Source organism: Massilia sp. KIM, from assembly GCF_002007115.1.
Classification (GTDB): Bacteria; Pseudomonadota; Gammaproteobacteria; order Burkholderiales; family Burkholderiaceae_D; genus Telluria.
Genome location: NZ_MVAD01000001.1, coordinates 2,842,002 through 2,865,839, shown reverse-complemented (window position 1 = coordinate 2,865,839; position 23,838 = coordinate 2,842,002). Strand labels below are relative to the sequence as shown.

At 68.9% G+C, this 23,838-nt stretch carries 29 protein-coding genes; 1 reads left to right on the top strand and 28 read right to left on the bottom strand.

Annotation, left to right across the window (positions count from 1 at the left end; genetic code table 11):
• Window positions 1–111 precede the first annotated feature (111 nt).
• The 12 genes from B0920_RS12540 to flgB all read right to left on the bottom strand — a co-directional run bounded on the left by B0920_RS12540 (window position 112) and on the right by flgB (window position 9,840).
• Entirely contained in the window at window positions 112–1,131 is a 1,020-nt protein-coding gene (locus tag B0920_RS12540) for a hypothetical protein (protein WP_078032815.1), read from the bottom strand.
• 5 nt (window positions 1,132–1,136) lie between these two features.
• Window positions 1,137–2,048, bottom strand: coding sequence for a flagellar hook-associated protein FlgL (flgL, locus tag B0920_RS12535; RefSeq protein WP_078032814.1), 912 nt, complete (start codon window positions 2,046–2,048; stop codon window positions 1,137–1,139).
• An 11-nt stretch (window positions 2,049–2,059) separates the two neighbouring features.
• Entirely contained in the window at window positions 2,060–3,433 is a 1,374-nt protein-coding gene (flgK, locus tag B0920_RS12530; RefSeq protein ID WP_078032813.1) for a flagellar hook-associated protein FlgK, read from the bottom strand.
• A 51-nt stretch (window positions 3,434–3,484) separates the two neighbouring features.
• The gene (locus B0920_RS12525; protein ID WP_078032812.1) at window positions 3,485–3,826 is read right to left on the bottom strand and encodes a rod-binding protein; all 342 of its coding nucleotides are present in this window, start codon (window positions 3,824–3,826) and stop codon (window positions 3,485–3,487) included.
• Window positions 3,826–4,878, bottom strand: coding sequence for a flagellar basal body P-ring protein FlgI (locus B0920_RS12520; protein ID WP_373887898.1), 1,053 nt, complete (start codon window positions 4,876–4,878; stop codon window positions 3,826–3,828). The genes B0920_RS12525 and B0920_RS12520 overlap by 1 nt, the downstream gene beginning before the upstream one ends.
• 73 nt (window positions 4,879–4,951) lie before the next feature.
• A complete protein-coding gene (gene flgH, locus B0920_RS12515) occupies window positions 4,952–5,602 on the bottom strand; it encodes a flagellar basal body L-ring protein FlgH (protein WP_078032810.1) in 651 nt (216 codons plus the stop codon).
• A gap of 4 nt (window positions 5,603–5,606) precedes the next feature.
• The gene (gene flgG, locus B0920_RS12510) at window positions 5,607–6,392 is read right to left on the bottom strand and encodes a flagellar basal-body rod protein FlgG (RefSeq protein ID WP_179119149.1); all 786 of its coding nucleotides are present in this window, start codon (window positions 6,390–6,392) and stop codon (window positions 5,607–5,609) included.
• Window positions 6,393–6,424: 32 nt separating this feature from the next.
• Window positions 6,425–7,150 (bottom strand): flagellar basal body rod protein FlgF, encoded by a 726-nt coding sequence (locus B0920_RS12505; RefSeq protein WP_078032808.1) that lies wholly within the window; start codon window positions 7,148–7,150, stop codon window positions 6,425–6,427.
• Between the two features lie 9 nt (window positions 7,151–7,159).
• Window positions 7,160–8,350 carry a flagellar hook protein FlgE gene (locus B0920_RS12500; protein ID WP_078032807.1) on the bottom strand — a complete coding sequence of 397 codons (1,191 nt, stop codon included), beginning with the start codon at window positions 8,348–8,350 and terminating at the stop codon, window positions 7,160–7,162.
• An 11-nt stretch (window positions 8,351–8,361) separates the two neighbouring features.
• Window positions 8,362–9,054 carry a flagellar hook capping FlgD N-terminal domain-containing protein gene (locus tag B0920_RS12495; RefSeq protein WP_078032806.1) on the bottom strand — a complete coding sequence of 231 codons (693 nt, stop codon included), beginning with the start codon at window positions 9,052–9,054 and terminating at the stop codon, window positions 8,362–8,364.
• Window position 9,055: 1 nt separating this feature from the next.
• Window positions 9,056–9,460, bottom strand: coding sequence for a flagellar basal body rod protein FlgC (gene flgC / locus B0920_RS12490; RefSeq protein ID WP_078032805.1), 405 nt, complete (start codon window positions 9,458–9,460; stop codon window positions 9,056–9,058).
• 20 nt (window positions 9,461–9,480) lie between these two features.
• Window positions 9,481–9,840: a flagellar basal body rod protein FlgB gene (gene flgB / locus B0920_RS12485; protein ID WP_078032804.1), complete on the bottom strand. Its 360-nt coding sequence runs from the start codon at window positions 9,838–9,840 to the stop codon at window positions 9,481–9,483.
• Window positions 9,841–10,027: 187 nt separating this feature from the next.
• On the opposite strand from flgB, the gene flgA reads away from it, so the two are divergent.
• Complete coding sequence (gene flgA, locus B0920_RS12480; RefSeq protein WP_229455614.1) at window positions 10,028–10,618, top strand: flagellar basal body P-ring formation chaperone FlgA; 591 nt, start codon at window positions 10,028–10,030, stop codon at window positions 10,616–10,618.
• Window positions 10,619–10,629: 11 nt separating this feature from the next.
• On the opposite strand, the gene B0920_RS12475 is transcribed toward flgA, so the two are convergent.
• The 16 genes from B0920_RS12475 to fliF are packed head-to-tail and all read right to left on the bottom strand — an operon-like array spanning window position 10,630 to window position 23,809.
• The gene (locus B0920_RS12475; protein ID WP_078032802.1) at window positions 10,630–11,388 is read right to left on the bottom strand and encodes a glycoside hydrolase family 73 protein; all 759 of its coding nucleotides are present in this window, start codon (window positions 11,386–11,388) and stop codon (window positions 10,630–10,632) included.
• Window positions 11,375–11,803, bottom strand: coding sequence for a flagellar export chaperone FlgN (gene flgN / locus B0920_RS12470; protein ID WP_078032801.1), 429 nt, complete (start codon window positions 11,801–11,803; stop codon window positions 11,375–11,377). Before flgN ends, B0920_RS12475 begins: the two co-directional genes overlap by 14 nt.
• Window position 11,804: 1 nt before the next feature.
• Complete coding sequence (flgM, locus tag B0920_RS12465) at window positions 11,805–12,101, bottom strand: flagellar biosynthesis anti-sigma factor FlgM (RefSeq protein ID WP_307188905.1); 297 nt, start codon at window positions 12,099–12,101, stop codon at window positions 11,805–11,807.
• A 2-nt stretch (window positions 12,102–12,103) separates the two neighbouring features.
• Complete coding sequence (locus B0920_RS12460; RefSeq protein ID WP_229455449.1) at window positions 12,104–13,045, bottom strand: flagellar motor protein MotB; 942 nt, start codon at window positions 13,043–13,045, stop codon at window positions 12,104–12,106.
• A gap of 2 nt (window positions 13,046–13,047) precedes the next feature.
• The gene (gene motA / locus B0920_RS12455; RefSeq protein ID WP_078032798.1) at window positions 13,048–13,959 is read right to left on the bottom strand and encodes a flagellar motor stator protein MotA; all 912 of its coding nucleotides are present in this window, start codon (window positions 13,957–13,959) and stop codon (window positions 13,048–13,050) included.
• Between the two features lie 40 nt (window positions 13,960–13,999).
• A complete protein-coding gene (locus B0920_RS12450) occupies window positions 14,000–14,737 on the bottom strand; it encodes a FliA/WhiG family RNA polymerase sigma factor (protein WP_078032797.1) in 738 nt (245 codons plus the stop codon).
• A 24-nt stretch (window positions 14,738–14,761) separates the two neighbouring features.
• Entirely contained in the window at window positions 14,762–15,217 is a 456-nt protein-coding gene (fliL, locus tag B0920_RS12445) for a flagellar basal body-associated protein FliL (RefSeq protein ID WP_078032796.1), read from the bottom strand.
• A 25-nt stretch (window positions 15,218–15,242) separates the two neighbouring features.
• Window positions 15,243–16,427: a flagellar hook-length control protein FliK gene (locus B0920_RS12440; protein WP_078032795.1), complete on the bottom strand. Its 1,185-nt coding sequence runs from the start codon at window positions 16,425–16,427 to the stop codon at window positions 15,243–15,245.
• A gap of 13 nt (window positions 16,428–16,440) precedes the next feature.
• Window positions 16,441–16,752 (bottom strand): hypothetical protein, encoded by a 312-nt coding sequence (locus B0920_RS12435; protein WP_078032794.1) that lies wholly within the window; start codon window positions 16,750–16,752, stop codon window positions 16,441–16,443.
• On the bottom strand, window positions 16,745–17,134 hold the full coding sequence (gene fliS / locus B0920_RS12430) for a flagellar export chaperone FliS (RefSeq protein WP_078032793.1): 390 nt from the start codon (window positions 17,132–17,134) through the stop codon (window positions 16,745–16,747). Before fliS ends, B0920_RS12435 begins: the two co-directional genes overlap by 8 nt.
• 11 nt (window positions 17,135–17,145) lie before the next feature.
• Complete coding sequence (gene fliD, locus B0920_RS12425) at window positions 17,146–18,570, bottom strand: flagellar filament capping protein FliD (RefSeq protein WP_078032792.1); 1,425 nt, start codon at window positions 18,568–18,570, stop codon at window positions 17,146–17,148.
• Window positions 18,571–18,597: 27 nt separating this feature from the next.
• Complete coding sequence (locus B0920_RS12420; RefSeq protein WP_078032791.1) at window positions 18,598–19,059, bottom strand: flagellar export protein FliJ; 462 nt, start codon at window positions 19,057–19,059, stop codon at window positions 18,598–18,600.
• Complete coding sequence (fliI, locus tag B0920_RS12415; protein WP_078032790.1) at window positions 19,056–20,372, bottom strand: flagellar protein export ATPase FliI; 1,317 nt, start codon at window positions 20,370–20,372, stop codon at window positions 19,056–19,058. The genes B0920_RS12420 and fliI overlap by 4 nt, the downstream gene beginning before the upstream one ends.
• Window positions 20,369–21,061, bottom strand: a complete 693-nt coding sequence (gene fliH, locus B0920_RS12410) for a flagellar assembly protein FliH (protein WP_078032789.1) — start codon at window positions 21,059–21,061, stop codon at window positions 20,369–20,371. Before fliH ends, fliI begins: the two co-directional genes overlap by 4 nt.
• A complete protein-coding gene (locus B0920_RS12405) occupies window positions 21,058–22,083 on the bottom strand; it encodes a flagellar motor switch protein FliG (protein WP_078032788.1) in 1,026 nt (341 codons plus the stop codon). Before B0920_RS12405 ends, fliH begins: the two co-directional genes overlap by 4 nt.
• Window positions 22,067–23,809, bottom strand: a complete 1,743-nt coding sequence (gene fliF, locus B0920_RS12400) for a flagellar basal-body MS-ring/collar protein FliF (protein ID WP_078032787.1) — start codon at window positions 23,807–23,809, stop codon at window positions 22,067–22,069. Before fliF ends, B0920_RS12405 begins: the two co-directional genes overlap by 17 nt.
• Window positions 23,810–23,838: the final 29 nt, after the last annotated feature.

Sequence of the window (23,838 nt, the reverse complement as noted above, 5' to 3'; positions counted from 1 at the left end):
GAAATATGAGTCCAATAGGAAATTAATTTCCTATTGGATCGATATTAATTCCCCAAAAGAAAAAAGCTCCCGGCAAATGCACGGGAGCTTGGAGGCGGAAAAAAGCGGATATCAGCGCAAGCCGAGCAGGGCCTGGACGCGATCCCGGCTCACCCCGACCAGGGCCGAGGTGATCGCCAGCAGCGACTCGTAATCGTGGCTGGCCGCGGTGGCCGCGAAGTCGCCGGTGATCGCCTCCAGTTCGGCGACGGGGATCTCGGGCTGGGCGGTGCGCGCCATCGCGGCGGACAGGGCGGCGGCGGCGGCGTCCTGGGAGCGGCGCACCCGGGCCAGAGCCTGCACCACTTCGCGCAGGCTCTGGCGCAGCGCGTCCGGATTGCCCAGTTCCCAGTCCTGGGGCGCCAGCGAGGCCGGTTCCTCGACCGTGTCGACGCGGCCGCGGCCGGTGACGGCGATCGCGTCGCGCACGCTGTCCCAGTCGCTTTCATCGGTGGCGAACACCAGCTCGCGCTTGTCGTCGAGCGATACGCGCACCTTGACCGGCGACAGGGTCCGGTCCAGGCGCTGGGCGATCTCCTCCGGGGTCATGCCCGGCTGGATGGTGGCCGAGAGTTGCGGACCGCCGGCGGCGCCGACCGAGAAGCCCATGGTCTGCGGGGCCGCGGCCTGGAGCGAGGCGACGTCCATGCCCCTGATGCGGAACTGGCGCTGGGCCGGCTGTCCGCCGTTGAACTCGAGTTCGGCGTCGATGCCGTCGCCGCCCTGGCTGCGGCGGGCCTCCAGGGATTGCGCGAGCTGGCGGGTGCGCGCCTCGATCTGGCGTGACGGGTTGCTGCGGCCCGAGAGCTTCGCGCTCAGTTCGGTCTTGAGGGCTTCCAGCTGGCTGGCGACGCGCTCGAGGTAGTCGAGCGCCTGCTGGGCGCGTGCGACCTCGCTCTGCAGGTTCTGGTTCCAGTCGATCCCGCGCTTGAGCGGGGCCGCGCTGGGCGGAGTACGGGTGACGACCCGGCTGTCCGGATCCGCCGGGCGCACCGCCGTCGCGCGGCCGGTGGCGGCCGTGCTCTGGGCGCCGGTGCTGCCGCTGGTGGTGGTGGGGGCCAGGGTGGTGGCCGGGCGGAGACTTGCTTCCATGACGATCAGATGGCTGCGAACAGCGACAGGTTGCCGATGCGGCTGTACGCCTTGTAAGTGGCCTGGAGGGCGGTCGAGTAGCCGTTCAGCTCGGTCGCGGCGACGCCGATGTCGAGCTGGCCGATGTCGAGGATCGCGGTCTTGTTCGACAGGCTGACGTTGGCGTGGTTGGCGTCCAGGGTGGCGATGATGTTCTGCACGCCGCCCATGGTGGCGATTTTCGACGAGACCATGTTCATGGCTTCGTCGAAGCCGCCCAGGTTGTCGGCCAGGATGGCGCGCACCGCCGGGTCGTTGGGCGAGGCGCCGGGCACCTTCAGGGTCTCGATGCTGCGGTCGAGGCGGTTGAGCAGCTTTTCCAGGTCCTTCAGGTTCTCGTTCGAGCCCTGGGTGATGCCGCTGCCGACGATCACGTCCTGCGAGTTGGTGTTGCCCTCGTAGGTGTAGCGCGAACCGACCGGCTGGGTGGCGTCGTAGCGCAGCGGCGCGGTCTTGGTGGCGGTGCCCGAGAACAGGTAGTTGCCTTCCTGGTCGATGGTGTTGGCGGTGAAGAACAGGCTGTCGCGCAGCGAGGTGAGCGGCGTCACCATGGCCTTCAGGTCGTCCGGCGCATTGCCGCCGTCCGAGGCCCAGACCAGCAGGTCGCGGCCGGTGTTCATTTCCTTGACCATGTTGCTCAGGTAGCCTTCCGACTTCGTCAGGCGCAGCTTGAGCGCGCCGATGTTGTCGCGGTATTGCTGCACGGTCGACTCTTCGCGGTCCAGGCGCGCCAGGCGCACGCTGTCCACCGGGTCGTCCGAGGGCACCAGGATGCGCTTCAGGTTGGCCATCTGCTGGGTGATGGTCGAGATGCGCTCCTGGTTCACCTGGAGCGACTGGTTCATCGTGGATTGGAACTGCGAGGTCGCGATACGCATGGCTCTTTCCTTTAACCCATCATCGCCAGGGTGGCGTCGAACAGGCTGTTGGCGACAGAAATCACTTTCATGTTCGCCTGATACATTCTCTGGTACTCGACGAGATTGACCGCTTCCTCGTCCTCGTTGACCCCGCTGGTCGACTTCCAGTCGTCTTCCGACTGGGTGCGCACCGTGGTGGAGGTCTTCAGCGACGCCTTGTTGAGCTGGCTGTCCACGGCGAGCTTGCCCACCAGCTGGGTGTCGGCGTCGCTCAGCAGCACATTGCCCAGGTGGGGCAGAGAAACCGACTGGGTCTTGATGGTCAGCAGCTTCTGCAGGTTACCCGTATCGCCCGGCTGGCCATCCGCGGAAAAGGCCAGGTCTTCGGCCTTGAATCCGGCGACCACCTTGAGCATGTCCGAGCCGCCGCCCGGGGTGTAGACGAACAGCGGCACGCCGGCCGTGCCGTCCGGCTTGAAGCCGAGGGCGAGCTGGGCGTTCATGCGCACGGCGACCTGCTGCGCCAGTTCGGCGGTGTCTTCCTGCAGCTTGACCAGGGTATTGGTCTCGTACTGGGCCAGGCCGCCCAGCTGTCCGCCCATCAGGCCGGCGTCCAGCAGGTAGCTTGTACCGGCGAATTCGAGGCGGAATTCCTGGGGCGAGGTGGCGGTCGCGGCGGCGGTCAGCTTGCCGTGCAGGCTGCCCAGCACCAGCGCCTGGCCGGTCTTGAGCGCGACGTCGCGGCTGCCGTCCGGATTGTCCGAGACTTCCAGCGCCATCTTGCTGGCCAGTTCGTCGATCGCCTGGTCGCGGGTGTCGATCAGCGAGGAGGCCGAGGTACCGCTCGACCTCGCTTCGATGATCTGCTGGTTCAGGCGCGCGATGGTGGCGATCTGGGCGTTGGCCGAGTCGACGATCGCGCTGCGCTGCTGGCGCACCGAGTTGAGCTGGGAATTGAAGACGTTGTTCAGGCCGTTGAAGCGCTCGGCCAGCAGGCCGGCCGAGGTCAGCACGGACTGGCGCAGCGGGGTCGAGCCCGGATCGCCGGCGACCGCGTTCAGGGCCTTGAAGAACTTGTCGATGCCGGCCGACAGGCTGGCGGCCTCGTCGCCCATCACGTTCTCGAGCTGGCTGAGGTAAGGTTGGCTCTGCGAGTACAGGCCTTTTTCGGAGGCCGCGCGCCACATGGCCTGGCTCTTGTAGTTGTCCGAGAAGCGCAGCAGCGAGGTCACCTCGACGCCGTTGCCGGCCGAGTGGCCGCCGCCATAGGGGCCGATCGCCGCCAGCAGGGCGCCCTGGCGGGTATAGCCCTTGGTCTGGAGGTTGGCGATGTTCTGGCTGCTTGCGGCAAGCGCTACCTGGGCGGCGAGCGCGCCCGACAGTGCGTTATTAATGATGGTCATATGCGTCCCGGAGGCTGTTAACCCAATAAGGCGACCGAATCTTGCAGGTTATTAAGTTTTCTTTGCAGAAACCAGCTGCCGCAGGATCACGTCGGCGATGCCGAAGGCGCGCTGGCCCGCCAGGTGGCCGGCTAGCAGGTCGTCGGCCATGTCCTGCATGTCGCCGTTGACGCGGTCCTTGAAGACGCTGTCCTCGCCGGCCATCTCGCGGGTCGAGGCGCGCATCTGCTTGAGCATGTTGCCAATAAAGAAACGCTCGAACTCGACCGCGGCCTTGGTGGCCTTGGCCACGTAGGTCGGGTCGGCGGCCTGGCTGTCCTGCGCAGGCGCAACCGGCGCCTCGCCGGCGCCGGAGCCGTTAATGGGGAGGGGGGAGTGTTCGTCGATGCGCATCAGATCACCACTAGTTCGCCTTCGATCGCGCCGGCCTGGTCCAGGGCCTGCAGGATCGCCATGATGTCGTCGGGCGAGGCGCCCAGGCTGTTGACCACGTCGATGATGGTCTGCAGCCTGGCGCCGGCCGGCCAGCGGAACATCTGGCCGGAGCCCTGGTCCACCTGCAGCTTCGATTCCGGCGTCACCGCGGTCTGGCCGCGCGAGAAGGGGCCGGGCTGGGACACGCGCGAGCTCTCCGAAATGATCACCTTGAGCGAGCCGTGGGTGACCGCGGCGGCCTTGACGCGCAGGCCTTCGGCGATGACCACGGTGCCGGTGCGCGAATTGAACACGACTTTCGGCACCTCGGCGCCGGCCTCGATCGGCAGGTTGTTGAGCTTGGCGACGAAGGCCACGCGCTCGGTCGGGTTGGCCGGGGCGATCACCTCGACGCTGGTGCCGTCGCTGGTGGTGGCGATCGGGCCGTACTTGCGGTTGATCGCCTCGACCACGTTGGTGGCGGTCTCGAAATGCGGCTGGCGCAGGCGCAGCATCACCTGCGGACGGGTCGCGAAATCGGTCGCGATCTCGCGCTCGATCATGGCGCCGTTGGGGATGCGGCCGGTGGTCGGGGTGTTGACCGTGACCGAGGAACCGCTCTTGCCGGTGGCGTTCAGGCCGCCGACCACCAGGTTGCCCTGGGCCAGCGCATAGACTTCGTTGTCGGCCGCGCGCAGCTGGGTCAGCAGCAGGGTGCCGCCGCGCAGGCTCTTGGCGTCGCCCAGCGAGGATACGGTGACGTCGATCGCCTGGCCGCGCCGGTAGCCGGGCGGGAACACGGCCGAGACCATGACTGCGGCCACGTTCTTGTTTTTGGCGTCCTCGCCTTCCGGCAGCTTGACGCCGAACTGCTTGAGCATGTTGACCACGGACTGGCTGGCGTACTTGACCTGGGTCGAGTCGCCGCTGCCGTTCAGGCCGACCACCAGGCCGTAGCCGACCAGCGGGTTCTCGCGCACGCCCTCGACGCTGACCAGGTTGCGCAGGGCCTGCGCGCCCTGGGCCGGCATCGATGCCGCGAACAACAGGCAGGAAAGGATGCCGAGCAGGCGGCCGGCCTTCAGGAATGGCTTCATGTCGTCCTCAGAAAGGCATCAGCGGGCTGTTGAAGAAACGGGTCAGCCAGCCCGGCTGGTTGGCGTCGGCCAGCGCGCCCTTGGCCGAATAGGCGATGCGCGCGTTGGCCACGCGCAGCGAGGAGATCTGGTTGTCGGCGTCGATGTCGGCGGCGCGGATATAGCCTTTCAGGCGCACGAATTCCTCGCCCTGGTTCAAGGTCAGGTTCTTCTCGCCGGCCACGCGCAGCAGGCCGTTGGGCAGCACTTCCTGCACCACTACGGTCAGCGCGCCCGACAGGGCGTTCTGCTGGGTGCTGGTGGCGTCGCCCTGGAAACCGCGCTCGGCCGAGATGTCGATCCCGGTCTTGCCGAAGGTCTTGCCCAGCGCCCCGATCGGGTTCACGCCGACCGAGGAGTCTTTCGAGATGGTGGTCCCGGCGCGCTTGCTGGCCTGGGTGGTTTCCTGCAGGATGACAGTGACCGCGTCGCCCACGCGGTAGGCGCGGCTGTCCGAGGTCAGCGGCGCGATGTCACTCGCGAACACGCCACCCGAGACGCCGCCACGCGACGCCGTGCGCATCGGCACCAGGTCGTCGTCGTCGTTGGAAGCAACCGGCGCGCGCGAAGCGCAGCCGGCCAGCAGAAGGGCGCACAGCGCCGCGGTCAGGTATTTCATTTTCTTAACGTGCAGCCTGCGCCAGGTACTGGAGCATGTTGTCGGCCGCCGACAGCACCTTGGTGTTCATCTCGTAGGTGCGCTGGGCGGCGATCATGTCGACCATTTCCTCGACCACCTGGACGTTCGAGCCTTCCAGCGCGCCCTGCTTGAGCTTGCCGAAGGCGGCGTCGCCCGGACGGCCCTCGTTCGGGGTGCCGCTGGCCGCGGTTTCCTGGAACAGGTTGTCGCCCAGGGCCAGCAGGCCGGCCGGGTTGATGAAGGAGGTCAGGGTCAGCTGGCCCAGTTCGGTCGGTGCGGCCTGGCCGGGGATGGTGGCCGAGACCATGCCGTTCTCGCCGATGGTGATCTTGGTGGCGTTGGCCGGCACGGTGATCTGGGGCACCAGGGGCAGGCCCTGGGCATTGGTCAGGGTGCCGTTCGGGTCCAGGGTCAGGTTGCCGGCGCGGGTATAGGCCGGTTCGCCGTTCGGACGGCGCACCTGCAGGAAGCCCTGGCCCATGATGGCCACGTCCCACTGCTGGCTGGTCATCTGGACGTTGCCGTCGCTGAAGACCTTCTGGGTGCCGACCACGCGCGTGCCGTTACCGAGCTGCACGCCGTTGGTGACGGTGTTGTCCGCGTTCTGGGCGCCCGGCTGCGAGTCGACCTGGTAGAACAGGTCTTCGAAGACGACGCGGTCGCGCTTGAAGCCGGTGGTGTTCACGTTCGCCAGGTTGTTGGCGATCGCCTGCAGCTTGGCATCCTGTGCCTGCACGCCGGTCTTGCTGATCCACATTGCTGGATTCATGTTGGCTCCCTAGTATTGGTTGTGGCGGCGGCTTAGCCGCCGATGAGGCGGTTGCCCACCTCGTTCATGCTGTCGCTGGCCTTGAACAGCTTCATCTGCATCTCGAAAGAGCGGTTCAGGCTCATTACGGCGACCATCTCCTCCACCGCCGAGACATTGCTGCCCTCGAGGGCGCGGCCGCGCACCGTGACGTTGGGGTCGGCCGGCAGCGGGTCGCCGCCGCGCGGCACGATCAGGCCGGCTTCGTTCTTGGCCAGTTCGGCGCCTTCGGCGCTCACCAGGCGCAGGCGGTCCACCACCTGCATCAGGGTGCCGCCTTCCGGCATCACCGAGATGGTGCCGTCGACCGCGATGTCGACCGCGGTGTGGGGCGGCAGGGTGATCGGGCCGCCTTCGCCCAGCAGGGGGCGGCCCTGCACCGACAGGTTGCCTTGCGCGTCGATGTCGATCGCGCCGGCGCGGGTATAGGCTTCGCCGTCTCCCCACTGCACCGCCAGGTAGCCGTTGCCGTTGACCGCGACGTCGAGCGCGCGGCCGGTCTCGCGCACCGCGCCGGCGCGGGTCGAGATCGTGTCGGCCTCGATCTTGGACAGGTGCACGTCGTCGTAGCCGTAGCCGCCCAGCGCCTGCACCGAGGCCAGCTCGATGTTGGCGCGGAAGCCCGGAGTGTCGGCGTTGGCGAGGTTGTTGGCGCGCACCTGCTGGGCGCGCATGGTGCGCTCGGCGCCGCTGACGGCAGTGAAGATCAGTTTATCCATGGCTCAGTCTTACAGGGCCTGCATGAGGGCCTGCATCATCTGGTTCTCGGTGGTGATGACCTTGGAGTTCGCCTGGTAGTTGCGCTGCGAGGTCATCAGGCCCACCAGTTCCGAGGTGATGTCCACGTTCGAGCCTTCCAGCGCGCCCTTGGCCAGCTTGCCGGCCAGGCCCACGCCCGGGGTGGTGTACAGCGGCGCGCCCGAGGTGTTGTTGGCGACCCAGGAGGTGTCGCTGACCTGGGTCAGGCCGTCCTCGTCGGGGAAGGTGGCCAGGGCCACGGTGCCGACGATCTGCTGCTGTTCGTTGCTGTACTTGGCCACGACCGAGCCGTCTTCGGCCATTTCCACGCCCACGAAGGCGCCCGAGGGATAGCCGTCGGCGCGGTTGGTGGTGGTGGTGGCTTCGCCGGCGAAGCGGGTGGTGCCGGTGTAGTCGATCGTGAAGTTGATCGCGGCGGCGCCGTTGGCGGCCGGGATGCTCAGCGCCGGGGTCGGCGTCGGCAGCGGGGCGGTCAGCTGGCCATTGGTGTCGAAGGTCATGGTCGCGGTCGGGCCCGGGGCCGCGCCGTCGAAGGCATAGCGCACCTGCACGGTGTTGGCGCCGGTACGGATGAAGTACTGCGAGACGGTGTGTTCGCCGCCCAGCGAGTCGTACAGCACGGTCTGCTTGACCATGTTGTAGGACTTGTTGTTGTTCGGGTCGAACGGGGTCACGGTCGGGTTGGTCCAGTCCGACGAGAGGTTGCCCACATAGGTCAGCTTGGTGCTGGCGACCGCCGGGATCTGGCCGGTCGGCACCTTGATGTCGCCCAGGGCGCCCATGGCGCCGCCCACGGCCGGGCCATAGCCCTGCACCTTCTTGCCCTGCGGGTCGACCAGGAAACCTTCCTTGTCGGCCTTGAAGATGCCGACGCGGGTGTAGTTGATCACGCCCTGGGAATCGCGCACCGCGAAGAAGCCGCGGCCCTGGATCGCGGCGTCGAGGCCGCGGCCGGTGTTCTGCAGGCTGCCGTTCTTGCCGATGTTCTGGGTCAGCGAACCGACTTCGACGCCATTGGCCTGGTCGCCGGCGTACACCGCCGAGAAGTTGGCGCGGCTGCTCTTGAAGCCGTAGGTGCCGGCGTTGGCGATGTTGTTCGAGACGGCCGTCAGTTGCTCGTTGATGGCCTGGATGCCGGAGAGGGCGATATTGAAGCTCATGGGGAATCCTTTCAGTTATCCGAGACGGCCGCCACCTGGGCAGCGGGTTTGCCTTTGAAGCTGGTGATGTATTCGGGACCGATTTCGCCGACGCCGGCCACATTCAGCAGCAGGCCGCCGTTGGCCGACAGGCGCACGCTGTCCAGGCGCGCGGTGACTTCGATGGCGGGCTTGGTGCCGTCCGAGGCTTCGGCGGCGATGCTGTAGCTGCCTGCAGGCAGGCCAAGCTTTTCCGGGTCGATGGTGAAGCTCTGGGGGCCGCTGCCGTGCGCCGGCAGCTCGATGCGGGTCGTCTGGCCGCCGGCGCTGGTCAGGGTGACGGCGGTCAGGTTGCTGGCGCCGGTAAGCTGGACGCTGGCGTTGATCTTGGCGCCGTCGATGCGCACGCGGCCGGTCTCGACCGAGATCTCGGAACCGACCTGGCTGCCCATGCCCAGCACCTGCAGGCTTTGCAGCATGCTGGCGCTGGCGGTGGTGGTCTGGGCCAGGTTCTCCAGGGCCTCGGTCTGCGACAGCTGCGACAGCTGGTTCACGAACTGGCTCGGATCGGAGGGCGCGAGCGGGTCCTGGTTGCGGATCTGGGCCACCAGCAGCTTGGTGAACATGTCCTTGTTCTCGCTCATCTGGACGCCCGGCGCGACGGTATCGCCGTTGTTGTTCGTGCCGGACGAGGGGAAGCCGAAGGCATTGGTTGCGGCGACCATATCAGCCCTCTCCCAGCTTGAGCAGCGACTGCTGCATGGACTTGATGCGGCCCATCACTTCGACATTGGTCTCGAAGGCGCGCGAGGCGGCCATCATGTCCGCCATCTCGGCCACTTCGTTGACGTTGGCGTAGTAGACATAGCCCTCGGCGTCGGCCAGGGGATTGTCGGGTTCGTGCATGCGGCGCAGCGGCTCGGCCGACTGCACCACGTCCAGCACCTGCACGCGCGCCACGCCTTCGTCGCCGATCATGGCGGCGAACACCGGCTTGCGCGCGCGGTAGCCCTCGGTCTCGGAACCGGCCGCTGCGTTGGCGTTGGCCAGGTTGCTGGCGATCGTGTTGAGGCGCACGGTCTGGGCCGCCATCGCCGAACCGGCGATTTGGGAAATATCCTTGAAGCTCATAATGGTCCTTGTTGGCCTGCTTATTGACCGTTGATGGCCTTGGCCAGACCGCGCAGCTTCATGTTGATGAAGGTGAGGCTGGTCTGGAAGTCCGAGGCGTTCTGCGAGAACGCGGCCTGTTCGACGCCGATCTCGACGGTGTTGCCGTCGGCGCTGGGGTGGTAGGGCACGCGGTACAGCGGGCCGTCCTCGGACAGGGTGGGCGCGCCGGCTTCTTCGTCGATGCGCTCCTGCAGTGCCTGGGCGAAGTCGATGTCGCGCGCGGTATAGCCGGGCGTGCTTTCGTTGGCGATGTTCGATGCAAGCACGCGGGTGCGTTCGGCGCGCAGCTGCAGCGCGTCGGCATGCACACCGAGGGCTTCTTTGAAATTAATCGTCATGGCGATCCTTCGTAGGGTGACTGCAGTGAATTAGAATGTGTCTTTTTCGCTGGTCCATCATTGTCCAATGATTGCTTTCCGTACGGCAACCCCGTTCATTGTAACCTGTCTTTTGTACGCCACAACCGTGTCGGCACAAACTATTACTGCAGAGGTAGAACAGGCTGCCCGATATCATTTGGACAAGATGGCCAGCGCCAGCGCCTTGTCCGATCCACAATTCGACCTCGAGGTCCTCAGCAGCCGCCCGGCGCCGCCCTGCGCCAAACCGGTCGAGGTCGACGCGCTCGACACCCGCCAGCCGGCGCGCATGCGCTTCGTGGCGCGCTGCCCGGCGGGCAAGGGCTGGCGCCAGGATTTCCTGGTGCGCGCCCGCATCTCGGCCCAGGTGGCGGTGACCGCCGCCCCGGTCGGCGCCAACCAGCCGCTGGCCGAGGCCGACCTCGCCCTCGAGCGGCGCGACATCACCCAGGCGCCGGACGCGATCGGCGACCTGGCGCTGGCGGTGGGCCAGAGCCCGCGCCGCAGCCTGCGCGCCGGCGAGATCCTGCGCAGCGGCCAGCTGGCCGCGCCGCTGGTGGTCAAGCGCGGCGACCAGGTGCTGATGGTGGCGCGCCACGAGGGCATCGAAGTCAGCATGGCCGGCGAAGCCCTGGACGCCGGTGCTCGCGGCGCCGTGGTCCGGGTGCGCAACGCCGCCAGCGGGCAGGTGGTGCGCATGCGGGTGGCCGGCGCCGGCACGGTCGAACCGGTCGACCTGCCGGTGTCGCGCCGCTGACGGCCGGCCGCTCAGTCGAAGGATCCCTGCAGCTGGTTCGCCAGGCGCGTCAGCTTGGCCGCATAGTTCGGATCGGTGGCGTAGCCGCCGCGCGCCAGGCCCTGGGCGAAGGCGCGCGCGTCGCCGCCCACGTTGAGCGCGCCGCGGTAGCGCGGGTTATCGATCAGCATCTGGGCGTAGTCGCGGAAGGCCGCGCCGGCGTCCGGGTAGGCGCGGAAGCGCTCGCGGGTCTTGAGCGCGCTGCCGTTCACGTATTCGGTGGTGGCGGAATCGGTCACCGCCCCGTTCCAGTTCGAGCCGGCCTTGATGCCGAACAGGTTGTGGCTGGAGGCGCCGGCGGCGGTGCTCAAGGGGCGCTGGCCCCAGCCCGATTCCAGCGCCGCGTGGGCGGCCACCAGTTCCGGGGCCACGCCCAGCTGCCCGGCCGCTTCGCGCGCCCAGGGCGCGATGCTGTCCAGGAATGCACGCTGCTGCGGCGACTCCAGGCCGGCGCCGCCGACCGGCGCCGCTTCGTCGTTCTCTTCCGCGCCCATGATCAGGCCGTTGGCGCGGGCGCGCAGCAGGGCGCCTTCGGGGCTCAGCGCGCCGGCGCCGCCGTCTCCCGTGCCGGCGCCGTCGCCGTGCTGGATAAAGGCCGCCACTTCGGCCTGCAGCTCGCCGAACATGCGGCCGAAGCCGGCGCCGGCCCCACCGTTGGCGAGCGGGGCGGTGGGGCGGGTGGCTTCGGTCGGCGCCAGCGCGTCGATGCGCGGCATCTCAGCGGGGCGCATAGATGTCGTCCTCGCCGTGCAGCACGCGCTGCATCACCGAATACTGCTCGGCCAGCAGGCTGGCGTTGCGGGTGGTGGCCGCCTTGCAGGCCAGGATCAGGGTTTCCAGTGCGCGCCAGGCCGCTTCGCCGGCCGCACGCGCACCTGGCTCGAGGCTGGCGAAGAAGGCGTCCATGCCCGCGTCCTGCCCGAGCAGGGCGCGCACCAGCGAGACGCGCTGCTGGCGCCGCGCTTCCATCGCGTCCAGCAGGGGCGTGAGCTGGCCGGCCAGTTCGCTCAGCTCGGCGGTGCGGTGGCGCACGGCGGCCTCGAACTGGCGCTCGAGCAGGACGGCGACCTCCTGGCCGTCGCGCAGGTCGGCTTGGACGCCGTCGAGCAGCAGGGCATTGGCCTGGGGGCGGGTGAGCTTGGCCATCTCAGCGGCCTCCGTGGAACTTCTGGATCAGGCCCGCCAGGCGCGCCGGATCGAAGGGCAGCTCGCCGCGCGCCAGCTGGTCGCGCAGTTCGGCCACGCGGGCGGCGTCGAAGTCGGGCAGGCTGCCCAGGGCTTCGGCGGCCGGTTTCAGGACCTCGGACTGGAGGGCGGGAGCGCTCGCCTGGGGCGCTTCCTGCTGGACCGGAGCGGCGACGCTCTGGCCGCCCACATTGACGGTGCTGACGGTGGTGCCGGTGATCTTCATGCGGCTGGCTCGGGTTTTCGATTGGATCGTCATGTTTACTTCGGCAGTTGGCGGCGCAGTTCTTCCAGGGCGGCCGCGTCGGGCAGGGCGATCGCAGCCTCCTTGCCCAGGGCTTCCGGCTTGCCCGGGGTGCCGAACATCGAGGACACCGCGCGCGACTGGGCGCTGGTCAGTATCAGGAGCTCGATGCGGCGGTTGACGCCCGCCAGCGGTTCCTCGGCATTGAGCGGACCGCGGTCGGCCATGCCCACCACCTGCAGCACGCTCTCGGCGCGCATGCCGCCGCCCAGCAGCTCGGCGCGGGCCGACAGCGCGCGGTCGGTCGACAGCGCCCAGTTCGAGTAGCCGCCGCTGTCGGGGCCGGCGAAGCGCGAGGAATCGGTGTGTCCGACGATCAGCATCTGGTTCTTCATCTGGGCGAACAGCGGCCCCATTTTGCGCAGCAGGCGCGCGAAACGCCCGGTGGGCAGTGCGCTGCCGCGCATGTACATGCCCTGCTTGTCGGTATCGTGCAGCATCACCCGCAGGCCGTAGGGCGTGACCACGGTCGCCAGGTTCGAGGCCAGGCCGGCTTCGGCGCTCATCTCGCCCAGGGCCTTGGACAGGGCTGCCAGGTCGGAGGCGGTCTCGTAGGCCACCCGCGGCGCGCTCGGCGCCCCCGGGTCGCCGGTGCCGCCCTGGCCGGCCATCGGCAGCTGGAAGCGCTCGATCATGCTGCCGGTCTGCTCCGAAGCCACCTGGGGCTTGGAACCCAGACCCTCCAGCATACCGCTGTCGGTGGCGTCGCGCACGATCTTCTTGAGGTTCTGTTGTTCGCGCGCGGCGATCAGCCACAGCACCAGGAACAGGGCCATCAGGGCCAGGCAGAAGTCGGCGAAGGCGACTTTCCAGGCGCCGCCGTGCTCGTCGTGCGCGTGCTTGCCGCCGCCGCGCTTGACGATGGTGGCTTCGTGCTTGTCGTTCTTGGTCGCGGACACGATTACCCCGTCATGCGGTCGCTGGTGCGGCGCCGCTTGTTCTGCGATTCATCCTCGCCGCCCATGGCGTTGATCCACTGTTCGAGCTGGGCGAAGCTGGGCTTGGTGTTCAGCTGGATCAGGCGGCGGCCGGCGTCGATCGCCAGCAGGGCCGGCTTGCCGGCCACGTGGGTGCACAGCACCACTTTCACGGTTTCCATGGTCGAGGCTTCCGAGTTCACCAGCTGCTTCATCATGTTGGCCAGCGGTTCCAGCAGGCCGTAGCAGAAGAAGATGCCGATGAAGGTGCCGACCATGGCCGCGCCGATCTTCTCGGCGATCTCGCCCGAATCGGCGCCGCCCGAGACCGAGAACATGGCCATCACGATGCCCAGCACCGCGGCCAGGATGCCGAAGCCCGGCATCGCCTCGGCGATCTTCTGCAGCGACTTGGCCGGCTGGGTCAGTTCCTCGTGGATGGCGTCCAGTTCCTGTTCCAGCACGCCTTCCAGTTCGTGGGCGTTGATCTTACCCATGGCCATCAGGCGGAAGTTGTCGACGATGAAAGCCAGCAGCTTGGGTTCGTCCAGGATGCGCGGGTAGCGCTGGAACAGCGGGCTCTCGGCCGGGGCCTCGACGTGGGCGTCCAGGGCCTTGAGGCCGCCGGCGGCGGTCTGCAGCAGTTCGTACATCAGGAGCAGCAGCTGGCGCTGGAATTCCGAGTCGTGCTTCTTGCGCGCGGCGATCGACTTGAGCTGGTGGGCCAGTTCGGCCAGCACGTGCTTGGGATTGCCGAGCACCAGGGCGCCGAGGGCGGCGCCGCCGATGATCAAAAGCTCGGTCGGGTGGAAGATCGCGGAGAAGGTGCCACCCATCAGGGTGAAGCCTCCAAACACGCAGCCGAGCACGATTGCGATTCCTAGTAATTGCTGCATGACGTTTTGCCTCTCTCTGGCGTTCGGTTGTTGTTTGTGGTCAGGCGCGCTGCAGCGCGGCCTTCATCTTGGCAAGCGCGCTCTTGTTGAGCTGGCAGACGCGGGCGTCCGACAGGTCGAGCACGGCGGCGATTTCCTTGTAGCTGAGTTCGAACTCGTAGATCATCTGGATCACCCGCTGTTCCTTCTCGTTCAGGCCGGCCAGCACCTGCTCCAGGCTGCGCCGCACCAGGTAGGCGTCCTCCGGGCCGGGCGCGCTGTGCGCATGCTCGGTGGCCTCCTGCAGCACCTCGTCGAAGCTCAGCATCTCTTCGGCGCTCTCGTCCAGCAGCAGCTGGCGGTAATCCTCGGGGTCGACCCCCAGTTGTTCGATCGCTTCCTTCTCGCTCGGCTCGCGGCCCAGGCGGCGGGTCAGGGCGCGCAGGCCGTCGCGCAGCTTGTGGCTGTCCTGGCGCACCGCGCGCGGCCGCCAGTCCTGGCGGCGCAGCTCGTCCAGGATCGCGCCGCGCACGCGCAGCGAGGCATAGCTGCCGAAGCCGGTGTCGGGCGTGCCGTAGCGGCGCAGCGCTTCCAGCAGGCCCATCAGGCCGATCTGTTCCATGTCCTCGCGCGACATCACGCTCGACGCCTGCGAGTTGAGCTGGCGCGCGATGCGCTTGACCAGCGGCGCGTAGGCCAGCAGGTGCTGCTGCTCTTCGCGCGGGCTCATGCCGGCGCCGGCGGCGGCGTCGCCGTAGTCGCCGGCGGCGGTGTCAAGGTAGTCGGCGGAATAGGCCACGTCGGTCCTCGTGTGCTGGCGTGCTCACTCGATGATCAGCTTGCCGATCATGACTTCGGAAAACGGCTTGATGTGGTTTTCCTTGGCATAGGCGGCGTCGAAGGTCTTGTTCAGCTGCTCGGCGTACTGGTCCACGGTCATGGCGGACGCTTCCGACAGGGTGCGCGGCGACAGGGCCGCGACCGCCACGCTGCGCAGCAGCGGCAGGTGCTCCTTGGTTTCCTTTTCCAGCTCGGGCGTGGTGGCCAGCACCAGGTCGACCGACAGGTAGTGGGCGGCCTGCTCGTTGGGCGCGCGGCGCAGCATGACGATCACCTTGTCGAGGGTGACGTACTTGGTGAGCTTCTTCTCCGGCGCGGGTTTTTGTTCGGCGGCGGCGGTTCCGGCCGGGGCCGGGCTCAGGTACCACATGGCGCCGCCCGCGGCGGCGGCGGCGGCCAGCGCGACGCCGGCGAATGCGATGATCAGTTTGGCTTTCATAGGGGCTCGTGGCGTCCGGTGGCGCTTAGCTGCGACCATTCAGTGAAAAAGGCTTGTCCTTGCGCGCGGCGTTGGCCTCGGCCAGGGCCTGGCCGGGCGTGCGCTCGTCCTGCTCCTGGCCCGGCTGGCGGCCGCGGCCCTGGGAGTCGGCGCCGGCCTGGCCGCCGGCCTGGGCGTTGGCGGCGGCGCGCGGCGCCGCGGCGACGTTGACCGAGACCTCGCTGAACTGGCGTCCGGCCAGGTCGTTGCGCAGGTTGTCGCTGACGGTGTTCAGCTGGCGCAGCACCTCGGCATGGGTGGCGGTGATGTTCACTTCCAGGCTGCCGGCGGCGTGGCGGATCGCGATCTCGATCCGGCCCAGCATCGGCGGCTCGAGGCGGATGGTGGCCTGCTCCATGCCGCGGCCGACCTGCAGGTTGAGGCGCTCGCCCAGGGCTTCCTGGAGGGTCTGGCGCCAGGCGGTGGGCGGGCCGGCCAGGGTCACGCTGCTTTCGGCGCGCGGGGCGGCCGGTGCGGCGGGCGCGTTCACCTGCCAGGACGGGGCGCCGGCGGCGCCGTCGGGGGCGGCCTGGGCGTCGCGCGCGAGGGCGGCGGCCGGCGCGGCGGCCACTTGGTTGGCTTGGGCGGCAGGGGCGGCGGGAGCGCTGTCCGGCGCCGGCTGGGCGGAGGACGCCGGCTGCGGCATGGCGGCCGCAAGCGCGGCCGGGAAGGGCAGCGCGCCGCCTTGCGGCAGGGCGGCTTGCGGCTGCGGCGCGGCGGCGGCCGGCACGGCGGCGCCGGTTGCGGTACCGCTTGCGGTACCGGTTCCGGCCTCGGCGGCCTGCGCGGCGACGTCCTGGCCGGTCGCGGCATTGCGGGCCGCGCCCGGCATCGCCATCATCATGGCCGGCAGCGAAGCCGGATTCAGGGGCAGCGCCATGGCCGCCAGCAGGGGCTCGGCGCCGCTGGACGCCGTGTCGGCGCCCTCGGGCGCCGGGGTGGCCTGTTCACCGGAAGGCAGCCCGGTCTCGGCCGGGACCGTGGCGTCCACGGGCGGCTGCTCGAGTCCCAGCCACTGCTCGAAGGCGAACACCGGCGCCTGGGCGGCGGCGTCCGTGACCGTGCCCGGGACCGGGACCGTGACCGGGAACGTTGCCGGTAACTCGCCCGGAACGGCGGCGAGCGCCGGATTGTCGGCGGCGGCCGGACTTGCGGTAAAGGCGCTGTTCATTGAAATCTGCATGTCAGTTCTGTTCGGGTTCGGGTTCGCCCGCGAGGGCGTAGGCCATCCAGCCTTCCTTGTTGTCGGCCATGTCGCTCAGGCTGGCCTGGACCTGCAGGGCGGCGCCGTCGACCCCGGCGCGGGCGCGCTCGTGCGCCTCGCGCAGGCGGGCCAGGGCGGCGCGCTCGCTGGCGCTCCAGGGACCGGAGCCGGCCAGCGCCTCCAGGCGCGGACCGAGTTCGCGCAGGGCGGCGTGCAGGCCGTCCCAGTCGGCGCGGGCGGCGGCGCCCTGCAGGCTGGCCGCCAGGCCGTCGATGGCGCGGGTCCTAGCCATTGCGTTCCTGGACGCCTTTCCAGCCCTGGCGGATGGTGCTCAGGATGCGGATCACCTCGTCCACCATGTCGGGGTCGAGCTTGATACCCGCGCCCTGCAGGTGGGTGGCGCAGAAATCATAGATGCGCGCCAGGTTGGCGACGGTCTCGCCGCCCTGGTCGAAGTCGAGGGAGCTCGACAGGCCGTTGATGATCTGGACGCATTTGTCGATGCTCGCGGCCTTCTGCTCGTAGCGCCTGGCCACGATGTGGGCCCTGGCGCGGGCCAGCTCGTCGAGCAGGCCGTCGGTGAGCAGCAGGACCAGTTCCACCGGAGACGCGCGCGAAGTCTGCGCGTCCAGGTTGACGGCGTGATAGCTGCCGTAGGCTTCTTGATAGGACATGGGTGTTCTCTTCAGTCTTTGCTGTTGCTGAACAGGGCGTCGAACAGGGTGACGTTGTGGTTCATGAGGCCCTGCATGGTCTGCAGCTGGGTGAATTGGGCCAGGTAGCGCTTGCGCGCCGATTCGTACTGGTCGTCCAGACGCACCTGGCGGTTGGAGAGCTCGGACTGCAGCTTGCTGGTCGCTTCCTTGCGCTGCTTGATCTGGCCGTCGACGCTGTTGCTCCAGGTCTTGAGGTACTTGTCGAGCGCGCCGGCGATGCCGGTCGGGGTGGTGGCCGAGCTGCTGCCGATCAGGGTGTCGAGGCCGGTGGGCTTGAGCGCCAGCTGGCTCAGCAGGCGGGTCGAGTTCAGTTCGAGCGTGCCTTCGCGGGTGCCGATGATGCCGAAGCTGGCCAGCGAATCGCCGCCGGTCGGACGCAGCAGGCCATTGAGGCGCTCGTTCAGGGCGCGGATGCCGCCGTCGTGGGCGAAGACGCCGCCAGCCACGTTCTTGGACGGGTCGCCCGGGTCGGTCAGCTTGTTCAGGACCCCCTTGAGCTTGTTGAAGGCGTCGACGAAGGCCTGGACGTTGGCGGTGGTGCCGGCGTTGTCGGCGCCGACGGTCAGGGTGACCGGGGCGCTGCCGCTGGCCTGGGCCTTGGTGAAGCTCATCTTGACGCCGTCGACGGCGGTGAAGGTGTTGCTGGCCTGGCTGATCTGGGTGCCGCCTTCGCTGCCGACGTGGATGATGGCGTCCTGGGCCGCCACTAGGGTGCGGCGGCGCGCCGGGTCGGCGTTGGCCTGGATCAGGCTCCAGGTGCGCGGGTTGCCGGTGTCCGGATCGTTGGACACGCTGACCGCGCTGGTGTCGATCGTGATCGCGGTGTTGGCGCCGGTGTCCTTGGAGGTCAGCACCAGTTCCGAGGTGCCGCCGGTGGTGACGATCGAAGCCGTGATCTTCGAGTTGTTGCCGGTGGCGCCGTTGATCGCGGCCGCCAGCTCGCGCGGCGACAGGGTCCCGTTGGCGTCGGTGTCGGCAGACGCCAGGTTGACCGTGAAGGCCGGGTTGCCGCCCATGTTGATCTTCAGGTCGCCGCTCACGCCGGCGTTGTCGGTCAGACCGGTGAAGGACACCTGGCTGGCGGTGGCCACCTGCTTGACGAAGAAGGAATAGCTGCCGGCGACGGCGCTGGGGGAGGCGGTGGCGCTGCCGATGGCGGTGTCGCTGAAGGTCGCCGACTGGGCGTACACGGTCTTGCCGATGCCGGTCAGGGCGGCCAGGCTGGTCTGGAAGGCGCTCATGGCCGAGCTCAGCTGGTTGAGCGCCGCTTCGGTGGCGCTCGCCTGCTTGCCCTGGGCATCCAGGATCTGCTGGCGCGCCAGCACGTACTTCTCGGCCAGCGCCTGCGCGGTGGTGGTCGGGTCGTAGGTGGGTGCGGTGATTGCCGTTGCCATGTCGTTCTCCTTGTCGTGTCCTGCGGCTTACGCCGCCCGTCCTGCCATCCAGGATTGGGTGGCGATGTCGTCCTCGCGCTTGCGCAGCGCGCGTTCCTGGTCGCGTGCGACCAGTTCCTGCTTCTGCTCGAGCACCTTGCCCAGCAGTTCGCGTCGGGTCCAGGCCTCGCTCAGCTTGCGCTGGGCGACGGCCATGTTGGCTTCGTGCAGCTGCAGGTCGACGCGGTGGGCGTCGGCCATGGCCAGCACGTTCTGCTTGTAGGCGCCGCAGTTCAGGGCCAGCGCCAGCGCATTGCCCCGGGCCAGGCTGCCGGAGGCGCCGCTGCCCTCGGCCAGCGCAGCCAGGCGCGCCAGGTTGTTCTGGTAGCGCGTGCGCGTCGCTTCCTGGCTCGCCAGGTCGGCCTGCAGGCGGTCGACCTCGGTGCTGCGCAGCTGCACCATGGTGCCCAGGCTGGCGATCATGTTCTGCCGGGTCTCGTTCGCGCTCATGCCATCATCGCTTTCAATTGGTCGACGCAGCCGGTGAGCGGCGCTTCCTCGCGCGTGCCCTGGCACAGGAAGGCCTCGATCTGGGGCTGCAGGCGCACCGCGCGGTCGGTCTCGGGATCGGCCCCCGGCACGTAGGCGCCGAGGGGGATCAGGTCGCGCACCCGCGCGTGGCGCGCCATCGCGGCCTTGAGCTTGCGCGCGGCCAGCGAATGCTCGGGGCTGACCACCTGGGCCATGCAGCGCGAGATCGACTGGGCCACGTCGATCGCCGGATAGTGGCCGCGCTCGGCCAGCTCGCGGGTCAGCACGATGTGGCCGTCCAGGATCGCGCGCGCCGAATCGACCACCGGGTCCTGCTGGTCGTCGCCTTCGGCCAGCACCGTGTAGATGGCGCTCATGCTGCCTTTCGGGTTCTCGCCGTTGCCGGCCGATTCCACCAGCTGCGGCAGGTTCGAGAACACCGAGGGCGGGTAGCCGCGCGTGGCCGGCGGCTCGCCCAGCGAGAGCGCGACTTCGCGCAGCGCCATCGCGTAGCGGGTCAGGGAATCGCACAGCAGCAGCACGTTCTGGCCGCGGTCGCGGAAGTGGGCGGCGACGGCGTGGCACATCTCGGTCGCCATCACCCGCATCAGGGGCGATTCGTCGGCCGGGGCCACCACCAGCACCGCGCGTTTCAAGCCATCCGCGCCGAGCGACTTCTCGACGAATTCGCGCACCTCGCGGTTACGCTCGCCGATCAGGCCGACCACGATCACGTCGGCCACGGTCTGGCGGGTGATCAGGCCCAGCAGCACCGACTTGCCGACGCCGGAGCCGGCCATCAGGCCGACGCGCTGGCCCTTGCCGATGGTGAGCATGGCGTTGATCGCGCGCACGCCGACGTCCAGCGGTTCCTCGACCGGGGCCTTGCGCAGCGGATTGACGCGCGGCGGGGTGGGCGAGAGCGGCTGGTCGCCGCCCAGCTTGCCCAGGCCGTCGATCGGCTCGCCCAGGCCGTTGACCATGCGGCCCAGCCAGGACGGCCCGATCATCAGGTCGCTCTTTTCCTGGCTAGGGATCACGCGCGCGCCGGTCACCAGGCCACTGGCCTTCTTGAACGGCATCAGGTAGGAGATCTTTTCGCGAAAGCCCACCACCTGGGCGTCCAGCCAGCCGCCGTCGACGGTCTCGATGCGGCAGCGCTGGCCGGTGTGCAGGCGGCAGCCGCTCGATTCGAGCAGCAGGCCCTGGGCGCCGACCAGGCGGCCGGTGGGCGTGGCGACCGGGACGGCGCCGAGTTCGACCGAACGCAGGCGCTGGGCGAGGGCGGTCACGCTTCCTCCTCCTCTTCCTCGTCGACCAGCAGCTGGTCGCGCACCTGGTCCATCACCGCCGTCAGGCGGCCCTGGCAGCCGGCGTCGACCTCATGGTCGCCGGAGCGCACGCGGCATTCGCCCGGCTCGAGCTCGGGGTCGGGCAGCAGGGTCCATTTCTTGGCGCGCTTGGGATCCAGTTCCATCACGCGGCGCAGCTCTTCCGGATTGAGGAAGACCTCGACCTGCTCGCGCGAAGGCGGCATCACGGCCAGGGCTTCCTCGACCAGGGTCAGGAGCTGGACCGGCTGCAGGGCCAGTTCGGCGCGGATCACCTGGCGCGCGATCTTGCCGACCAGGTCCACGACTTCCTTGCGCTGGGCGGCGCGCATCTCGGTCTTGAGTTTCTTCAGGCTCTTGAGCATGGCGTCGACCGGCCGGCCGAGCTGCTCCAGCCCTTCCAGCGCCATGGCGCGGCCTTCCTCGACGCCGCGCTGCAGGCCCTCGGCCTGGCCGACCGGGAAGCCGTCGGCGCGGCCCTGGTCCAGGCCCGCCTCATAGCCTTCGCGCTGGCCCTGGCGATAGCCGTCGGCCAGCGCCGCCTGCCATTCCTCGGGCGAGCCGGCGCCGCCGCCAGTCCCTGCGCCCTTGGGCAGGGCGCTGGTGAACTGGTGCAGCGGCGGGAAGTGATAAGGCCGGAACTGCTTCATTCCGCGGTCGCCTCGGCGAACAGCTGGATGTCGATCTCGCCGGCGTCGGCGAGCTGCTTGACGGTGACCATGATCTCGCGCCGGGTCTGCTCGATGCGCGACATCGGCACCGGGCCGGAACGGCGCATCAGGTCCTCGAAGCTCTGGGCCTGGCGGCGCGGCATCGCGGTCAGGATGGCGTCGCGCAGGGCCGGCTCGGCGCCCTTGAGCGCGATCGCCCACTGCTCGAGCGGCACTTCGTCGAGCAGGCGGGTGATGACCTGCTCGGTCTGGCGCGACAGGATGAAGAAGTCGTACATCGACATCTCGATCTGGGACACCACTTCCGGATCATGGGCGCGCAGCAGCTCGACCATGCCGGCGCGGTTGTCCTGCAGGCGGTTGAGGATCTCGGCCACCTGGCGCACGCCTTCCACGCTGGCGCTCTGGGTGTCGAGCGCGGACATGCAGCGGCCCACCAGGTCTTCCAGTTCGTTCAGCACGTCGCGGTCGATCTCGTCCAGGCGCGCCATGTTCAGCAGCACGATCTCGCGGCCTTCCTGGGGCAGGGCCTCCAGGATCTGCGAGGCCAGGGCCGGCGGCAGGAAGGCCAGGAACACGGCCTGCATCTGCACGTGCTCGGACGAGATGAACTCGGCCAGCCACTTCGGCGAGGCGTACTGCAGGCGCGCCATCATCGGGCGGATGGCGTCGCCATAGATCGTGTTCAGCACGCTGTTGGCGATGTCGCTGCCCAGCGCCAGGTCGAGCGAGCGCTTGAGGTAGGAACGCGAGGCGCCGTGCAGGCCGCTCTGTTGGCGATAGTCGTCGAAGAAGTTCTGGATCGCGGTCTTGACGGTGTCGACCTTCATGCCGCTCATGCGCGACATCACCTGGGTCAGCTCCAGCAGTTCGTCGCGCTCGAGGCAGCGCAGCACCGCGGCCGCGCCTTCCTCGCCGATCGACAGCAGCACGATGGCGGCCTGTTCGACCGGGCTCAGGACCGTGGCTTCGGCGCCATCGAAGTTATTCAGTTCGGCCATGTTTTTTCTGTACCCATTGTTTGACGACTTCGGCAACGCGCTCAGGCTCCTTGCCGGCCAGGACTTTCAGGTGGTCGACCATGACGTCGACCGGGGAACCGGCCGGGGGCAGGTCGTAGTTTTCGAGCAGGGGCACCATGGCGCCCGGGCCGCCGGCCACCGGCGCGCCTTGCGGGGCGCCGAGGGCGGGCGCGGCGCCAGCCGGCAGGGCCGGGACCGCGCCGTCCGCGCCGGGCAGGCCGGCGGCGGCGCCCGGCATGCCGGCCAGGGCCGGAGTGGCCGGGGCCAGCGGGGCCTGGGGCGCCAGGCGGGTGGTCACGGCGCGCAGCAGCGGGCGGGCCAGCAGGAAGTAGGCGAGCAGGGCGCCCAGGGCATAGATGCCCCAGCTGGTCATGTCGACCACGTTGTCGCGCTCCTGCCACCATTCCTGGGGCGCCGGCGGGGCCGGGAAGTTCAGGCTCGACACGGCCAGCACGTCGCCGCGGGCGGCGTCGATGCCCAGGCCGCCGCGCAGGATCTTCTCGATGTTGGCCAGTTCGGCCGGGGTGTAGCCGGCCTTGGCGTTGGCCGCCACGGCGTTGTTCAGCACCACCGCCACCGACAGCTTCTTGAGGCGGCCGCGCGAGCGCTTGATCTGGGTGATCGCGCGGTCGTAGGCGTACTGGCGGGTGGTGGCGTTCTTGCGCGCGCTGCCGTCGTCCGGCTTGGCGGCGGCCGGATCGGCATTGGCGGCGTTGGCGGCGTCGGCCGGGTCGGCCTGCTGCGGCGGACGGTTCGACAGGGTGCCCGGCACGCCCAGCGCCATGCGGTTGCGCTCCATCTCCTCGCGCATCGCTTCGCTGGTGACCTTGGGCGCTTCGCCGTATTTTTCCTGGGTCTCTTCGATCTTGTCGTTGTCGACGTCGGCGGTGACGCTGACCTTGAAGTTGTGGGCGCCGAGGATGGGCGCCAGCAGTTCGTTGACGTTGGCGCGCACCGCGTCGGTGTAGCGCTTGGCGGCGTCGCTGCCCCCGCCCTGGCCCGCGCCATCGAAGCCGTCGGCCAGGTCGACCCGTGCGGACAGGTAGTTGCCGGCCTGGTCGACCAGCGAGACGCGGGTCGGCGCCAGGTTCGGCACGCTGCCGGCCACCATGTTGACGATCGCGGCGATCTGTTCGTTCGACAGGCTGCGGCCGGGCTTCAGGGCCACCACCACCGAGGCCGAGGACTGGTCGCCGGCGCCGGACACGAAGGAGCTGGTCTTGGCGATCGCCAGGTGCACGCGCGCCGAGGCGATCGCGTCCAGGGTCAGGATGCTTTGCGCCAGCTCGCCTTCCAGGCCGCGGCGGAAGCGCACGTCCTGCACGAACTGCGACACGCCCAGCGGGTCGTTGCGGTCCATCAGTTCCAGGCCCGAGGGCAGCTGGGCGGTCACGCCCTTGGCCGCCAGCAGCATGCGCACCCGGCCCAGGTCGGAGGCCGGCACCAGCACCTGGCCGCTTTCCGGGTGGACGCGGTAGGGCACCTGCTCGGCTTCGAGCACGCTCATCATGTCGCTGGACGAGACTTTCTCGCGTGCGCCGAACACCGGCTTGTAGCTGGACTGGTCCTGCCACAGGTACATCATGACGGCGGCGGTGATGGCCACGGCCAGGCCGAGCAGCAGGGGCAGGTTGTTGCGCAGGGCCGGCGGCAGCGCCGGCGCGGCGAGCTTGCCGCCGAATGCGGACTTGAGGGTAGAGATCACTGGCAGGTCTCGTTATCTATTAAGAAGGG

Bases quoted from the DNA above. Each gene is read 5' to 3' on its own strand.
- fliL (WP_078032796.1), bottom strand. From the start codon at position 15,217: ATGAAAGCCAAACTGATCATCGCATTCGCCGGCGTCGCGCTGGCCGCC.
- flgA (WP_229455614.1), top strand. From the start codon at position 10,028: ATGGCCAGCGCCAGCGCCTTGTCCGATCCACAATTCGACCTCGAGGTC.
- B0920_RS12520 (WP_373887898.1), bottom strand. From the start codon at position 4,878: ATGCCGGCCCAGGGCGCGCAGGCCCTGCGCAACCTGGTCAGCGTCGAG.
- B0920_RS12500 (WP_078032807.1), bottom strand. From the start codon at position 8,350: ATGAGCTTCAATATCGCCCTCTCCGGCATCCAGGCCATCAACGAGCAA.
- fliD (WP_078032792.1), bottom strand. From the start codon at position 18,570: ATGGCAACGGCAATCACCGCACCCACCTACGACCCGACCACCACCGCG.
- B0920_RS12525 (WP_078032812.1), bottom strand. From the start codon at position 3,826: ATGCGCATCGACGAACACTCCCCCCTCCCCATTAACGGCTCCGGCGCC.
- B0920_RS12505 (WP_078032808.1), bottom strand. From the start codon at position 7,150: ATGGATAAACTGATCTTCACTGCCGTCAGCGGCGCCGAGCGCACCATG.
- motA (WP_078032798.1), bottom strand. From the start codon at position 13,959: ATGCAGCAATTACTAGGAATCGCAATCGTGCTCGGCTGCGTGTTTGGA.
- flgB (WP_078032804.1), bottom strand. From the start codon at position 9,840: ATGACGATTAATTTCAAAGAAGCCCTCGGTGTGCATGCCGACGCGCTG.
- flgL (WP_078032814.1), bottom strand. From the start codon at position 2,048: ATGCGTATCGCGACCTCGCAGTTCCAATCCACGATGAACCAGTCGCTC.
- B0920_RS12495 (WP_078032806.1), bottom strand. From the start codon at position 9,054: ATGGTCGCCGCAACCAATGCCTTCGGCTTCCCCTCGTCCGGCACGAAC.
- fliS (WP_078032793.1), bottom strand. From the start codon at position 17,134: ATGTCCTATCAAGAAGCCTACGGCAGCTATCACGCCGTCAACCTGGAC.
- flgN (WP_078032801.1), bottom strand. From the start codon at position 11,803: ATGGCCAAGCTCACCCGCCCCCAGGCCAATGCCCTGCTGCTCGACGGC.
- flgK (WP_078032813.1), bottom strand. From the start codon at position 3,433: ATGACCATCATTAATAACGCACTGTCGGGCGCGCTCGCCGCCCAGGTA.
- B0920_RS12420 (WP_078032791.1), bottom strand. From the start codon at position 19,059: ATGAGCGCGAACGAGACCCGGCAGAACATGATCGCCAGCCTGGGCACC.
- B0920_RS12440 (WP_078032795.1), bottom strand. From the start codon at position 16,427: ATGAACAGCGCCTTTACCGCAAGTCCGGCCGCCGCCGACAATCCGGCG.
- flgM (WP_307188905.1), bottom strand. From the start codon at position 12,101: ATGACGATCCAATCGAAAACCCGAGCCAGCCGCATGAAGATCACCGGC.
- B0920_RS12405 (WP_078032788.1), bottom strand. From the start codon at position 22,083: ATGGCCGAACTGAATAACTTCGATGGCGCCGAAGCCACGGTCCTGAGC.
- flgC (WP_078032805.1), bottom strand. From the start codon at position 9,460: ATGAGCTTCAAGGATATTTCCCAAATCGCCGGTTCGGCGATGGCGGCC.
- fliH (WP_078032789.1), bottom strand. From the start codon at position 21,061: ATGAAGCAGTTCCGGCCTTATCACTTCCCGCCGCTGCACCAGTTCACC.
- B0920_RS12475 (WP_078032802.1), bottom strand. From the start codon at position 11,388: ATGCGCCCCGCTGAGATGCCGCGCATCGACGCGCTGGCGCCGACCGAA.
- B0920_RS12435 (WP_078032794.1), bottom strand. From the start codon at position 16,752: ATGGCTAGGACCCGCGCCATCGACGGCCTGGCGGCCAGCCTGCAGGGC.
- flgH (WP_078032810.1), bottom strand. From the start codon at position 5,602: ATGAAATACCTGACCGCGGCGCTGTGCGCCCTTCTGCTGGCCGGCTGC.
- flgG (WP_179119149.1), bottom strand. From the start codon at position 6,392: ATGAATCCAGCAATGTGGATCAGCAAGACCGGCGTGCAGGCACAGGAT.
- B0920_RS12540 (WP_078032815.1), bottom strand. From the start codon at position 1,131: ATGGAAGCAAGTCTCCGCCCGGCCACCACCCTGGCCCCCACCACCACC.